This is a genomic window from Microbacterium sp. str. 'China' (genome assembly GCF_002993305.1).
In the GTDB taxonomy this organism is placed as follows: domain Bacteria; phylum Actinomycetota; class Actinomycetes; order Actinomycetales; family Microbacteriaceae; genus Microbacterium; species Microbacterium paraoxydans.
The window spans coordinates 845,774-859,645 of the sequence record NZ_CP027434.1; the positions used below are offsets into that span (position 1 = coordinate 845,774).

General features: G+C 70.5%; 14 protein-coding genes. 13 read left to right on the top strand and 1 reads right to left on the bottom strand.

Going from position 1 to position 13,872, the window contains the following annotated elements; translation table 11 throughout:
* The first annotated feature begins 38 nt into the window (after positions 1-38).
* The 5 genes from truA to glmM all read left to right on the top strand — a co-directional run bounded on the left by truA (position 39) and on the right by glmM (position 4,133).
* On the top strand, positions 39-887 hold the full coding sequence (gene truA, locus C6C15_RS04045) for a tRNA pseudouridine(38-40) synthase TruA (RefSeq protein ID WP_105949335.1): 849 nt from the start codon (positions 39-41) through the stop codon (positions 885-887).
* Between the two features lie 53 nt (positions 888-940).
* Positions 941-1,609 carry an endonuclease/exonuclease/phosphatase family protein gene (locus C6C15_RS04050; protein WP_060922143.1) on the top strand — a complete coding sequence of 223 codons (669 nt, stop codon included), beginning with the start codon at positions 941-943 and terminating at the stop codon, positions 1,607-1,609.
* A gap of 192 nt (positions 1,610-1,801) precedes the next feature.
* Complete coding sequence (gene rplM / locus C6C15_RS04055; protein WP_025104385.1) at positions 1,802-2,248, top strand: 50S ribosomal protein L13; 447 nt, start codon at positions 1,802-1,804, stop codon at positions 2,246-2,248.
* Positions 2,249-2,274: 26 nt separating this feature from the next.
* Positions 2,275-2,760: a 30S ribosomal protein S9 gene (gene rpsI, locus C6C15_RS04060; RefSeq protein WP_025104384.1), complete on the top strand. Its 486-nt coding sequence runs from the start codon at positions 2,275-2,277 to the stop codon at positions 2,758-2,760.
* A gap of 14 nt (positions 2,761-2,774) precedes the next feature.
* Positions 2,775-4,133, top strand: coding sequence for a phosphoglucosamine mutase (glmM, locus tag C6C15_RS04065; RefSeq protein ID WP_105949336.1), 1,359 nt, complete (start codon positions 2,775-2,777; stop codon positions 4,131-4,133).
* Between the two features lie 68 nt (positions 4,134-4,201).
* Here glmM and C6C15_RS04070 read toward each other — a convergent pair whose 3' ends face one another.
* Positions 4,202-5,131 (bottom strand): Ppx/GppA phosphatase family protein, encoded by a 930-nt coding sequence (locus tag C6C15_RS04070; protein ID WP_105949337.1) that lies wholly within the window; start codon positions 5,129-5,131, stop codon positions 4,202-4,204.
* Positions 5,132-5,159: 28 nt separating this feature from the next.
* Between C6C15_RS04070 and coaA the strand changes: the two genes are divergently transcribed.
* From coaA to C6C15_RS04110, 8 genes are all read left to right on the top strand, one after another.
* Positions 5,160-6,113, top strand: a complete 954-nt coding sequence (coaA, locus tag C6C15_RS04075; RefSeq protein WP_060922141.1) for a type I pantothenate kinase — start codon at positions 5,160-5,162, stop codon at positions 6,111-6,113.
* Between the two features lie 63 nt (positions 6,114-6,176).
* On the top strand, positions 6,177-8,024 hold the full coding sequence (gene glmS, locus C6C15_RS04080; protein ID WP_105949338.1) for a glutamine--fructose-6-phosphate transaminase (isomerizing): 1,848 nt from the start codon (positions 6,177-6,179) through the stop codon (positions 8,022-8,024).
* Positions 8,025-8,129: 105 nt separating this feature from the next.
* On the top strand, positions 8,130-8,489 hold the full coding sequence (locus C6C15_RS04085; protein ID WP_060922139.1) for a holo-ACP synthase: 360 nt from the start codon (positions 8,130-8,132) through the stop codon (positions 8,487-8,489).
* Positions 8,486-9,592 (top strand): alanine racemase, encoded by a 1,107-nt coding sequence (gene alr, locus C6C15_RS04090; RefSeq protein WP_105949339.1) that lies wholly within the window; start codon positions 8,486-8,488, stop codon positions 9,590-9,592. The genes C6C15_RS04085 and alr overlap by 4 nt, the downstream gene beginning before the upstream one ends.
* A complete protein-coding gene (gene tsaE / locus C6C15_RS04095; RefSeq protein ID WP_370670653.1) occupies positions 9,589-10,083 on the top strand; it encodes a tRNA (adenosine(37)-N6)-threonylcarbamoyltransferase complex ATPase subunit type 1 TsaE in 495 nt (164 codons plus the stop codon). Before alr ends, tsaE begins: the two co-directional genes overlap by 4 nt.
* Complete coding sequence (locus C6C15_RS04100) at positions 10,080-10,925, top strand: response regulator transcription factor (protein ID WP_105949340.1); 846 nt, start codon at positions 10,080-10,082, stop codon at positions 10,923-10,925. Before tsaE ends, C6C15_RS04100 begins: the two co-directional genes overlap by 4 nt.
* A 210-nt stretch (positions 10,926-11,135) precedes the next feature.
* A complete protein-coding gene (locus C6C15_RS04105) occupies positions 11,136-12,728 on the top strand; it encodes a sensor histidine kinase (RefSeq protein WP_105949341.1) in 1,593 nt (530 codons plus the stop codon).
* The gene (locus C6C15_RS04110; RefSeq protein WP_060922135.1) at positions 12,725-13,861 is read left to right on the top strand and encodes a hypothetical protein; all 1,137 of its coding nucleotides are present in this window, start codon (positions 12,725-12,727) and stop codon (positions 13,859-13,861) included. Before C6C15_RS04105 ends, C6C15_RS04110 begins: the two co-directional genes overlap by 4 nt.
* The last annotated feature ends 11 nt before the right edge of the window (positions 13,862-13,872 follow it).

The following is a 13,872-nucleotide window of genomic DNA, read 5'->3' on the forward strand; positions in this document are numbered from 1 at the left end:
GGCGCAGGGTGCGCGCGCGGCTGTCCTAGGCTGGCCTCGTGCGCATCCGGCTCGACATCGCCTACGACGGCACCCATTTCCGCGGGTGGGCCACGCAGCCCACACTCCGCACGGTCCAGGGGACGCTGGAGGCGGCGCTCGCCCGGATCGTCGGCTCCGACGTGCGGTTCGTCGTCGCCGGGCGGACGGACGCCGGCGTGCACGCGAGCGGACAGGTCGCGCACGTGGATCTCGACGAGGCGCAGTGGGCGCGGATCCAGGCGCGTCACGGCCGTGCAGCGCAGGACCCGGCGGGCAGCATCGCCGCGCGGATGCGTGGTGTGCTCGGCGCCTACCCCGACGTGACGGTCGTGCGCTCCTCCCTCGCTCCCGAGGGCTTCGACGCGCGCTTCTCCGCGGTCTGGCGACGCTATCGCTACCGGCTCGCCGACGACCTGGCCGGATACGACCCGCTGCGACGGCTCGACACCACCACCATCCGGGGCCGGTTGGACGCGGAGGCCATGGACGCCGCCTCCCGGACCCTCATCGGCCTGCACGACTTCGCGGCCTACTGCAAGCCGCGGGAGGAGGCCACCACCATCCGGACGCTGCTCGACTACCGGTGGCAGCGGGATGCGGAGGGCGTGCTCGTGGCCGAGGTGAAGGCGGACGCGTTCTGCCACAGCATGGTGCGGGCCCTCGTCGGCGCCTGCGCGGCGGTGGGGGAGGGGCGCCTCGACGTCGGCGACCTCGTCGTGCTCCGCGATGCCCTCGCGCGGACCAGCGAGTTCAAGGTGCTCGCCGCCCGCGGTCTCACGCTCACCGAGGTCGGGTATCCGGCCGACGAGCTGCTGGCGGCCAGGGCCGCGCAGACCAGGGCCCGACGCGACCGCGAGAGCGACTGATCGCCGGGATCGGGAGCCGGGGCACAGATGGGGCGGGTAGCGTGGGGACGATCATGAAGGTCATCTCCTACAACCTGCGCAAGCACCGCGCCGCCGGCGAGCTCGCGGCGCTCGTCGATGAGCATGATCCCGACATCCTCTGCCTCCAGGAGTGCGACGTCCCGGAGCTTCCGGATCGGATCGGCGGCCTCGTCCTGGCGGATGCGACGCAGGGCAACCGCCTCGGCCTCGCCCTCTTCTACCGGGAGAGCACCTATCGGCTGCAGGGCATCCGCACCCTCGGCCTGAAGAAGTCGCTGCACGACCGGATCGCGAAACCGGCGCACGAGCGCGTCCTCGGCGCCCGCCTGCGTGACATCGACGACGGCGGAGAATTCATCGTGGCGTCCTTCCACGCCGCGCCCCTGACGGCGTTGAACTCACTCCGCCGGCACCAGATCCGCGCCGCGCTCGCCGAGCTCGCGACGCTGGGCGAGGGGCTGCCGCAGCTCATGGTGGGGGACTACAACTACCCCGTGTTCAAGGAGAACCTCGGGCAGGCGGTCCGCGACCAGGGCTACGCCCTGTCCCTCAGCGATGACCACACGTACACCCGCTACCGGGTCTTCCGTGGGCACTACGACTTCGCGACCTCGTCCGGCTTCGAGATCGAACGCATCACCACGCTCCCGCAGCGTTCCAGCGATCACCGCCCGATCCTCGTGACCGTCCGCCCGAACTGACGCCGCCGGTCCGAGCCGGTTTGGGAATGCCGTTCCGGTGGCGTATGCTGACTCTTTGGTGCCCTTCCCTGCCTGCGGGGAAGATGCACATCCGAACGTGAGCCCTCCACTGGCGTGTTCCTCCCCGTCGGGAAGAACCACCCCGGAGTGGGATTCACGAACACCTCCGTTCGACAAGAAAGCAGCACTATCGTGACGCGCACTTACACCCCCAAGGCTGGCGAAGTCCAGCGCGACTGGGTCGTCATCGACGCCACCGACGTCGTTCTCGGCCGTCTCGCTTCGCACGCGGCGACGCTCCTGCGTGGCAAGCACAAGCCGACCTTCGCCAACCACATCGACTCGGGTGACTTCGTCATCATCGTGAACGCCGACAAGGTCGCGCTCACCGGTCAGAAGCTCCAGAAGAAGATGGCGTACCGCCACTCCGGCTACCCGGGTGGCCTCAAGGCCGTCAGCTACGCCGAGCTCCTCGAGAAGAACCCGGTCCGCGCCGTGGAGAAGGCCATCCGTGGCATGCTCCCGAAGAACAGCCTGGGCCGCCAGCAGCTGTCGAAGCTGAAGGTGTACGCCGGTGCCGAGCACCCGCACGCCGCGCAGCAGCCCCAGCCGTACACCCTCGACCAGGTCGCCCAGTAAGCGCCGTACAGACTAAGGACATACTCGTGGCTGACATCCAGGACTCCACCGAAAACCTCCAGAACTTCTCGACGTCGACCCCGGAGACCGACGCGGTCGAGGCGGCTCCCCGCCCCGTGCTGAGCGTCCCCGGCGCCGCTGTCGGCCGTCGCAAGCAGGCCATCGCCCGCGTGCGTCTGGTTCCCGGCTCGGGCACCATCACGGTCAACGGCCGTACGCTCGAGGACTACTTCCCGAACAAGCTGCACCAGCAGCTCATCAACGACCCGTTCACCGCGCTGAACCTCGCCGGTGCCTACGACGTGATCGCCCGCATCTCGGGTGGTGGCGACTCCGGCCAGGCCGGCGCCCTGCGTCTCGGCATCGCGCGTGCCCTCAACGGCATCGACGCGGAGAACAACCGTCCGACCCTGAAGAAGGCCGGCTTCCTCTCGCGCGACGCCCGCGTCAAGGAGCGCAAGAAGGCCGGACTCAAGAAGGCCCGTAAGGCGCCTCAGTACTCGAAGCGTTAAGGTCCACTGCTCCGATGCCGATCTTTGGCACGGACGGCGTGCGAGGACTCGCCAATGGCATCCTCACCGCCGACCTGGCGCTCACCCTGGCCCAGGCGACTGCTGTCGTCCTGGGCCAGGGCCGTACGGCGGAGGCTCGCAAGGCCGAAGGCAAGCGACTCACCGCCGTCGTCGCCCGTGACCCGCGGGTCTCCGGGCACTTCCTGACCGCTGCCGTCGCCGCGGGCCTTGCCTCCTCGGGCGTCGATGTCCTCGAGGCAGGGGTCATCCCCACGCCCGCTCTGGCATTCCTCGTCGCGGATCGCGATGCGGACTTCGGCGTGATGATCTCGGCATCGCACAACGCGGCGCCCGACAACGGGATCAAGATCTTCGCCCGCGGCGGACGCAAGCTCCCCGACGTGGTAGAGCAGCGCATCGAAGAGGCCATGCACGGCGAGATGCTGCGCCCGACCGGCGCCGGCGTCGGTCGCATCGACCGCTTCTCCGACGCGGAGGACCGCTACGTCGTCCATCTGCTCGGCTCGCTGCCGCACCGTCTCGAGGGCGTCCACGTCGTGCTCGACTGCGCCCATGGTGCCGCCTCCGGAGTCTCTCCCGAGACGTTCCGCGACGCCGGCGCGGAGGTCACCGTGATCGGTGCCGACCCCGACGGGTGGAACATCAACGACGGCGTCGGCTCCACGCACCTCGACAACCTCGCCGAAGCCGTCGTCCGGCTCGGCGCCGATGTGGGCATCGCGCACGACGGCGACGCTGATCGCTGTCTCGCGGTCGACGCGCAGGGCAACGTCGTGGACGGCGATCAGATCATGGCGATCCTGGCCCTGTCGATGAAGGAGCGCGGACGCCTCACCGACGACACGCTCGTCGCGACGGTCATGAGCAACCTCGGTCTGCACGTCGCGATGCGCGAGCACGGCATCACGGTGCGCCAGACCGCCGTCGGCGACCGTTACGTGCTCGAGGACATGAACGAGGGCGGGTACGCGCTCGGCGGCGAGCAGTCCGGCCACGTCATCATGAGCGAGTACGCGACCACGGGCGACGGCCTGCTCACCGGACTCCACCTCGTGGCCGAGATGGCGCGGCAGGGCAAGTCCCTCGCCGAGCTCGCCTCGGTCATGACGGTCTACCCACAGCTGCTGATCAACGTCCGCGACGTCGACAAGGATCGCGTCGCCGACGACGAGGTCGTGCAGCAGGCCGTCCGCGACGTGGAGGCCGAACTGGGCGACACCGGGCGCGTGCTGCTGCGCAAGTCCGGGACCGAGCCGCTCGTGCGCGTCATGGTCGAAGCCGCCGACTCCGAGTCGGCCCGCACCTACGCCGAACGTCTCGCGGCGGTCGTGCAGGAGCGCCTCGCGCTCTGAGCCCGTCGTCTCCGAACCGGTCGGTCGCCTCGGCGGCCGGCCGGTTCGTCGTCTCCGGGCCGGGGCGGTCAGCCGCCGAGCTGTTCGATGTACCGCAGCAGCACGCCTTCACGCAGCGCCCACGGCGACACCTCCAGCTCCTCCACATCCAGCGCGCTCATGGCGGCATGCAGCGACACCGCCGCCGCCACGATCTGGAAGGTCCGGTCGGGCGTGATCCCCGGGAGCTCCTGCCGTGCCGAGGCGGGGAGGCGCGCGAGACGCGGGATCCACGACCCGAGGGCGTCGCGGGGGAGCAGCATCCGCTCGATGCCCGACCAGCCGGGGACGGGGTAGCCGACGAGCCGGGCCAGTGAGCGGATCGCCTTGGAGGAGCCCACGACGTGGTCCGGACGGGGGAGGCTGCGGAACCGCGAGGTGACCCCGTCGAGCGTCGTCAGGGCGTGCGCCCGGAGGCGCTCCACGTCGTCCTCACCCGGAGGGTCCTGCGGAAGGAACTGCACGGTCATGCGCCCGGCTCCGAGGGGGACGGACGCGGCGACGTCCGGCACCTCCTCGGCACCGGCGGCGATCTCCAGGGAGCCGCCGCCGATGTCGAGGAGCAGCAGCTGGCCGGCAGACCACCCGAACCAGCGCCGCACGGCGAGAAACGTGAGCGCGGCCTCGGTCTCCCCGTCGAGCACCTGGAGCGGCTGGCCGAGGGCGGCCTCGATGCGGGCGATCACCTCGGCCCCGTTGCGGGCATCGCGGACGGCGCTCGTGGCCGTGGCGAGGAGCGCGTCCACGCGTTCCTCCTCCGCCACCCGGCGCGCCTGCGCGACGGCCGCTTCCAGGGCTTGCACGCCCTGCTCCGCGATCGCCCCGTCCGGTGTGAGGTAGCGCATGAGGCGCAGCACGGTCCGGTCGCTCGTGGTGGCGAGTGGTCGTCCGCCCGGCCGCACATCGGCGGCGAGCATGTGGACGGTGTTGGATCCGATGTCGAGGACTCCCAGGCGCACGGGATGAGGATACTCGCGCGCGGTTACGATGGACGACGTGACCACCGCCGACCCCACGCTGCCGCTGTCGCCGTACCGGGAGATCGGGCGCGCGGAATGGGCGCGTCTCGCCGCCGGACTCGACCAGCCCCTGACCGAGACCGAGGTCGTGGAGCTACGAGGTATCGGCGACCGCCTCGACCTCACCGAGGTCCGCGAGGTCTACCTCCCGCTGAGCCGATTGCTGAGCCTATACGCGAGCGCGACGAAGCAGCTCGGCGCGGCCACCTCGTCGTTCCTCCAGGAGGACGACACGACCACGCCGTTCGTCGTCGGTGTCGCCGGCTCCGTGGCCGTGGGCAAGTCGACCATCGCCCGGCTCCTCCGCGAGCTGATGAGCCGATGGCCGGGGACGCCGCGGGTGGAGCTGGTGACGACGGACGGCTTCCTCTACCCGAATGCCGAGCTCGAGCGTCGCGGTCTCATGGATCGCAAGGGCTTCCCGGAGTCGTACGACCGCCGGGCGCTGATCGAGTTCCTCACGGAGGTCAAGAGCGGAGCCCCTGAGGTGCGGGCGCCGTTCTACTCCCACATGCGCTACGACATCGTCCCCGACGCGCACGTCGTGGTGCGCCGCCCCGATGTCGTCATCGTCGAAGGGCTCAACGTCCTGCAGCCCCCGCCGGCCCCGAACGACGTCGCGGTCAGCGACCTCTTCGACTTCTCGATCTTCGTGGACGCCGACACCACGCACATCGAGAAGTGGTACGTCGACCGGTTCCTCGCTTTGCGGCAGGGAGCCTTCAGCAACCCGTCGTCCTACTTCAACGTGTTCGCGCACCTCACCGACGAGGAGGCGATCACGACCGCACTGGGATATTGGAACGAGATCAACATGCCGAACCTCGTCGAGAACGTGATGCCCACCCGGCACCGCGCGCGGCTGGTCCTGCGGAAGGGCGCGGATCACGACGTGGAGAGCGTGCTCCTGCGCAAGCTCTGAGCCCCTCCTGCAGCCCTCTATTGTTCGGACGACTCGCAAAAAATCCCGCTTACCCTTATCCCCATGTGTGGAATCGTCGGATACGTGGGCCCGCGGCCCAGCCAGGACATCCTTCTCGCCGGCCTCGCCCGGCTCGAGTACCGCGGCTATGACTCCGCGGGCATCGCCGTGATCGATGGCGAGGGAACGCTGGGCATGCGCAAGAAGGCGGGCAAGCTCGCCATGCTGCGCGACTCGCTCGGTGATGCGCCCCTCGCCGACGGCACGACCGGCATCGGGCACACGCGGTGGGCGACGCACGGCGGCCCGACCGACGTCAACGCGCACCCCCACCTCGCCGACGACGACAAGCTCGCGGTGATCCACAACGGCATCATCGAGAACTTCGCGGCTCTGCGCGACGAGCTCCTCGCCGACGGTGTCTCCTTCCGCAGCGAGACCGACACCGAGGTGGCTGCGGCGCTCCTCGGCCGCGAGTACGCCGGCAACGGGGGCGACCTCGCCCTCGCGTTCCGTGCTGTCGTCAACCGCCTCGAGGGCGCCTTCACCCTCCTCGCGATGCACCAGGACCACCCCGGACTCGTCGTCGGCGCTCGCCGCAACTCGCCGCTCGTGATCGGTCTGGGGGAGGGCGAGAACTTCCTCGGTTCCGACGTCGCCGCCTTCGTCGAGCACACCCGCAAGGCCCTTGCGATCGGTCAGGATCAGATCGTGTCGATCACCCCCGACGCGGTGACCGTGACCGACTTCGCTGGCACCCCCGTCACCGCCGAGCCGTTCGACGTGTCGTGGGACGCCGCCGCCGCCGAGAAGGGCGGATGGTCGAGCTTCATGGCCAAGGAGGTCGCCGAGCAGCCGGAGGCCGTCGCCAACACGATCCGCGGCCGCATCCGCGACGGCCAGGTCGTGATCCCGGAGCTCGACGGTCTCGACGACCTGTTCGTCGGCATCAACCGCGTCATCATCACCGCGTGCGGCACGGCCTCGTATGCCGCGCTCGTCGGCAAGTACGCGATCGAGCAGTGGGCCCGGGTGGCGGTCGACGTCGAGCTCGCCCATGAGTTCCGCTACCGCGACCCGGTCATCGGCGCCGACACCCTCGTGGTCTCCATCAGCCAGTCCGGCGAGACCATGGACACCCTGATGGCCGTGAAGTACGCCCGCGAGCGCGGCGCCCGCACGCTGTCGGTCTGCAACACGCAGGGCGCGACGATCCCGCGGGAGTCGGACGCCGTCGTCTACACGCACGCCGGGCCCGAGGTCGCCGTCGCCTCGACCAAGGCGTTCTCCGCCCAGATCACGGCCCTGCTGCTGCTCGGCCTGCACATGGGACGGGTCCGCGGTGTGGTGGCCGACGCCTCGACCGATGTCGAGGAGCTCGCCGCGCTGCCGGAGAAGGTCGCCAAGGTGCTGGAGAGCGAGCACGAGCACGTCACCCAGCTCGCCGGCTGGATGGCCGACACCCGTTCGGTGCTGTTCCTCGGCCGTCACGTGGGCTACCCGATCGCTCTCGAGGGCGCGCTGAAGCTCAAGGAGATCTCCTACATCCACGCCGAGGGCTTCGCCGCGGGCGAGCTCAAGCATGGTCCGATCGCGCTGATCGAGCCGGGGCAGCCGGTGTTCGTGCTCGTGCCGTCGCCGCGGCACTCCGCGCTCGTGCACTCCAAGGTCGTCTCCAACATCCAGGAGATCCGCGCCCGCGGTGCCCGCGTGATCGTGGTGGCCGAGGAAGGTGACGCCGCCGTGCTGCCCTTCGCGGACGAGGTCATCCACATCCCGCTCGCCGGCCCCATGTTCGAGCCGCTGCTGGCCGTCGTCCCGCTGCAGATCTTCGCGATGGCGCTGGCGACCGCGAAGGGCCTCGACGTGGACCAGCCGCGGAACCTCGCGAAGTCCGTCACGGTGGAGTGACCGCCGACCCACCCCCTTCTGTTCGCCCCACCCCTCTGAGTACGCACGCAGAGGGGTGGGGCGTTCGTAGCGGGGTGGGTGGGGAAGCCCGAGTAGGCTGAACGCGTGATCATCGGCACCGGCATCGACCTCGTGGACATCCCGAGGTTCGAGCGCACGATGACCCGGACGCCTCGACTGCGGGAGCGGCTGTTCGCCCCGTCGGAACGTGAACTCCGGCTGCCCTCTCTAGCCGCGCGATATGCTGCGAAGGAAGCGCTGATCAAGGCGCTCGGCGGCTCCGACGGGGTGCACTGGACCGAGATCGAGATCGCCTCCGAGCCCTCAGGGAGACCGCATTTCGTCCTGTCCGGATCCACGGCCGCGGTGGTCGAGGCACGGGGGATCCTGACGCTGCACCTCACCCTCACCCACGATGCCGGCCTCGCCGCCGCGTTCGTCGTCGCCGAAGGAGCCCCGCTGTGACCGTCCCGTTCCGCGAGGCCACGATCGATCTCGATGCGATCGCCGACAACGTCCGGCACTTCCGTCGCCTCACCGGCGTGGAGGTGCTGGCCGTGGTGAAGGCGAACGCGTACGGGCACGGAGCCGCCGCGACCGCCGTGGCCGCGCTCTCCGGCGGTGCGACCCGCCTCGGGGTGGCCGAGATCCCGGAGGCGCTGGAGCTGAGGCGCCAAGGGGTGCACGCGCCGGTGGTGGCGTGGCTGCACGCGCCGGGGGAGCGGTTCCTGGAGGCGGCAGCGGAGGGCGTCGAGATCGGTATCTCGTCGTATGACCAGCTGCAGGCCGTGGCTGCCGCCGCATCCGCGAACCGCCCGGTCGCGGTGCACCTGAAGCTCGAGACGGGGCTGTCACGCAACGGCATCGCTCCGGACGACTGGGCGACGGTGCTCGCCGAGGCCGCCCGCCTGGAGCGGATCGGAAGGGTCAGGGTCGTGGGGCTCTTCAGTCACCTCTCCAACGCCTCGCCGGCCGACGACCGCGCCGCGCTCGCCCGGTTCGAGGAGGGCGTGGCGCAGGCCGCGGCGCTCGGCGTGCGTCCGGAGATCCGCCACATCGCCGCCACCGCCGCCGCCATCGATCTGCCCGAGACACGACTCGACGCCGTGCGTATCGGCATCGGCACCTACGGCCTCTCGCCCTTCGACGACCGCTCCTCCGCGGAGCTGGGCCTGCGCCCGGCCATGACCCTGCGCGGGGCCGTGGCGGCCGTCCGGCGTGTTCCCGCCGGTACCGGGGTCTCCTACGACTACGTGCATCGCACGGACCGCGCGACCACCCTGGCGCTCGTGCCGCTGGGATATGCCGACGGAGTGCCCCGCAGCGCCTCCGGGAGACTGCCCGTGTCGATCGGCGGGCGCCGCTACACCAACGTGGGCCGGATCGCGATGGATCAGTTCGTCGTGGACGTCGGAGACGCCCCGGTCGCGGTAGGCGACGAGGTCACGCTCTTCGGGGATCCGACTCTCGGCGTGCCATCGGCCGCGGACTGGGCGGAGGCCGCCGGCACCATCGGGTACGAGATCGTCACCCGCATCGGTCACCGGGTGCCGCGGAGGACGACGTGAGCCTGGACCCGGCGTTCCTCGGACGACGCCGGATCGCCACGTCCGAAGAGATGGAGCAGCTCGGGCTGCGCATCGGCGAGCAGCTCGAGCCGGGAGACCTGCTCATCCTCACCGGTCCGCTGGGGGCCGGCAAGACCACTTTCACGCGCGGCCTGGCCGAGGGCCTCGGGGTCCGAGGACCCGTGCAGAGCCCGACGTTCGTGATCGCCCGCACCCATCCATCGCTCGTCGGACGCGCCCCCCTCGTGCACGTGGACGCGTATCGCCTCGGCTCCGCGGCCGAGCTCGACGACCTCGACCTGGACCTGGAGCGGTCGGTCGTGGTCGTGGAGTGGGGTCGCGGCATGGCGGAGGAGCTCGCCGACGCCTGGTGGGACATCGAGATCGAACGACCCGTCGGAGCCGGTGAGGACGATGACGACCTCGATCCTTCGGAGCTGGATGCCGATGCGCCGCGCTTCGTCACGATCGCCCGCGAGGAGCGCGCATGACGGCGGGGGAGCCGCTGGTCGCGGTCATCATCGAAGACGACCCCGGTGTCCGTTCGCTCCTGGATGAGGTGTTCCTCGCCGCGGGCTTCCGAACCGTGCAGGCGGGGTCAGGCCCGGACGGTCTCGCAGCCGTGGCGGCGCACCATCCGATCATCACCACGCTGGACATCAACCTCCCGGGCATCGACGGCTTCGAGGTCGCGCGGCGCATCCGTCAGGTCAGCGACACGTTCATCATCATGTTGTCCGCCCTGGCCGACGAGTCGGATGTGGTGCTCGGCCTCACCTCCGGCGCCGACGAGTACCTGGTGAAGCCCTTCCGGCCACGCGAGCTGCGGGCGCGGATCGAGGCGCTCCTCCGCCGCAACCGCTCGTCGGCGGTACCCACGGGGACGCCGGAGGTCGCAAGCGCCCCGTCGCCGCAGTCCGCCGCCCCCGCACCCTCCGTCGCGTCGATCCCCGCTCTTCCGATGGTGGCCGCCGGGGATGCCACCGTGGCCACGTGGCGAGGGCTCGTGCACCGGGACCTCAGTCTCGACCTCGACACGCGCCTCGTGCTCGTCGCCCAGCGCCCCGTCGAGCTCACCCCCACCGAGTTCGACCTGCTCGCGGCGCTCCTCGAGGCCGGCCGCCGGGTCTGCAGCAAAGCCGACCTCGCGCTCGGACTGCGCGGAGCCTCCGGCGACGCCTTCGACCGGGTGAGCGAACCCGACAAGCGGGCGATAGAGACGCACATGGCCAATCTGCGTCGGAAGCTCGGCGACAGCCCCACCGCCCCCCGCTATATCGAGACAGTGCGCGGTGTCGGGTACCGCCTCACGTCCGACGACCGCCCCGCCTGAAAAGAAGGGGTCGAGGCCGCGGCTCCCCCACCGCGGCCCCGGATGCCTGCGAATCCCCACTCGCGCGGCCCCAGCTTCTGCGAATTCCCCAGTCGCAGCGTCGGCTCCCACTCAGAATCGTAGGACGGGAAGGCCTCCTGAAGAGCGAGAAGTGACGATCTTTGAGTAATCTTGCGTGAATGCTGAGGATCGACCGGGAGGCGGACCTTGATGATCCGCACGGTCTCGATCTGGCGGTGGCAGCTGGTGTTCACCGCGAGCATCGTGGCCATCGTGGTGATGGTCGCGGGCTTCAAGCCGCAGACCCTCGCGATCCCGCTGTTCATCGGCGGAATCGGGCTCATCGTCGTCACCACCCTGGTGGCGCTCATGGTCCCGTGGCGACGACTGCCGCGCTCGGCCGTGACGGTCCTCCCGCTGCTCGACGTGCTCGGGGTCGGACTGACGACGAACGTGCCGGATCTCCGGCTCGGCTTCCTCTGGGTCTTTCCGGTGGTCTGGTTGGCGACCTACTTCTCGATGCCCTGGGTGTTCGTCGGCATCGCGCTCAGCGGTGGCTGTCTAGTGTTCTTCGCGGACCGCTCGGGCCCGCCGGAGGACGTGCTGCTGCGGGTGCTCACCGTCGTCATCACCCTGAGCTTCCTGGGTGTGACAGTCCGCATCGGCGCCCAGCGGTCCGGCGCGGCGCGCCGGCTCCTGCAGCGCCGCTCGGAGCAGGTGAACCGGGCGGCGGAGCGGGCCGAGACGAATCAGGAGCGCGTCACGCAGGTGATCGACGCGCTGCGCATCGCGCTCGTGGTGGTCACCTCCGCGGGCCGCATCCTGCAGATGAACGACGCGTACCGCACCCTCTACGGCCGTGACCGCTTCGGGACGGCGCTCCCGTCGGCGTCCGTCGAGTACGACGCCCGGCGTGGGACGGCTCTGACCCCGGAGCGCACGACGCTGGCGCGCGCGGCCGCGGGGGAGTCGATGCGGGAGGAGCGGGTGTGGCTCTACGACGGGGCAGGGCAGTGGCACGCCCTGGCCGTGACCACGCAGCCCATCGCCGGAGCGCGGGAGGGGGAGCGCATCACCCTCGTCGTCATCGACGACGTCACCGCACTCCTGGAGGCCGCCGAGGAGCGGCGGGCGCTGACCGCCGTGATCTCCCACGAGCTGCGCAACCCACTCACCGCGATCATCGGGCACGTCGAGCTCCTCCGCGAGCGCGACGACCTCCCCGGCCGGGTGCCCGCGCAGATCGAGGTCATCGCGGACGCCGGGGAGCGGTTGCAGGATCTCGTCACGAGCATGCAGGCCCAGACAGGACGGGTCTCGCACGATCCGTTCGAGCCGGTGGACCTGCGCGTCGTCGTGGAGGAGTCCGCCGCGTCCTTCGCACCGTTGATGGGAGCCGCGCGGCAGGAGCTCGTGCTCGACGGTGCCGCTCGGATGGTGATCACGGGCGACGCCTTCCGGCTCCGTCAGGTGCTCGACAACCTGCTCGGCAACGCCGTCAAGTACACGCCGGCCCGTGGCCGCATCACGGTGCGGCTGACGGAGTCGGACGGACATGCCGAGGTCACCGTGGCGGACACCGGGATCGGCATCGCCGAGGAGGAGCTGCCGCGGCTGTTCGAGCCCTACTTCCGCGCCGACAGCGCCGTGCGCGGCGGCATCGCCGGCACCGGTCTCGGCATGGGCATCGCGCGGGACATCGTGGTCGCGCACGGCGGCGCCATCCTCGTGGCGAGCGAGGTGGACGTCGGCACCACCGTCACCGTCCGTTTCCCCCGACGAATGAGAGAGGACCCTGTATGACGCCGCTCGTGCCCGTCAGTGTCGACGTCACCACGAGCATGGTGGCCGTGGTGACCGTGCTCACCGCGATCGTCGTCGGTCTCGCCACCCTGGCGCGGCCGAGCAGGGCGACCATCGTCTGGGGCGTCGCCTTCGGCATCGGGATGCTCGGCGCCTACCTCTGGTTGGCCGGCCACCACACCGGCAGCCCCGTGCTCCGTGCGGCCGCCTCCGCGATCGTCGTCTCCTTCGTGCCGCTCGTGTGGATCGGGGTGCGGATGCACTTCGGACGGTCAGCGCCCTGGCTGCCGGTCGTCCTCGCGCTCGTCGGCGTGCCCGCGGCACTGATCCTCACCGCGGGCACCCGCTGGTATCTCCCGGTCTTCCACGTCGTCTTCCTGGCGATGGCGGTATTCGCCGGCCTGCTCGCCTGGGAGCTGCTCCGAGGACAGCCGGCGTCGCGGGACATCGTGCTGCCTCTGGCGCTCGCCGCGTGCGGCTTCGTCGTGGTCGCCGTCGTCAGCGCCGGCTCCGCCCTCGTATCGGGAGGAGTGAGCACGGAGGAACAGCTCAGCGCGCTGCGCGGGATGAACGCGGTGGGGACGATCGTCGTGAGCACGTGCGCGGCCTTCACCCTCGTGCTCCTCGTGCGGGTGGAGAGCGCGACCCCCGGGACGGACGGCGCGGCGGAGCGCGCCAGGGAGCGGCTTCGCAAGGCGGCAGCGCAGAAAGACCCGGCGTGGTCGATCCTCGACATCCGTCTGGATGATCCCACCGACCTCCGCGAGGCGTCGAGCAGTGCCGGCTTCCGCCGCATCGCCGATCGGTTCCACGCGGACATCTGCGAAGCGCTGCCGGCGACGGCCGACGCGGAGCGGGTCGCTGACGACCGCGCGATCGTCATCATCCACGGAAGCGACGAGGCGGTGCGGTTCCACCTGCGGGCGATCCTGGCATCCGTGTCGATCATCGATCTGGAGGCGCCTGCGAGCGGGATCCGCTCCTCCGCCAGCATCGGCTGGGCGACGGCAGCCGTCGCGGGATACGACTACGGCACACTCGTCGCGGCGGCGGCATCCGCGGCGGAACGGGCGCGCGACGCCGGCGGGGATCAGTGGAAGCGGGCGCAGGAGTCGGATCTGACCGCCGTCTGAGCTCGCGTTCC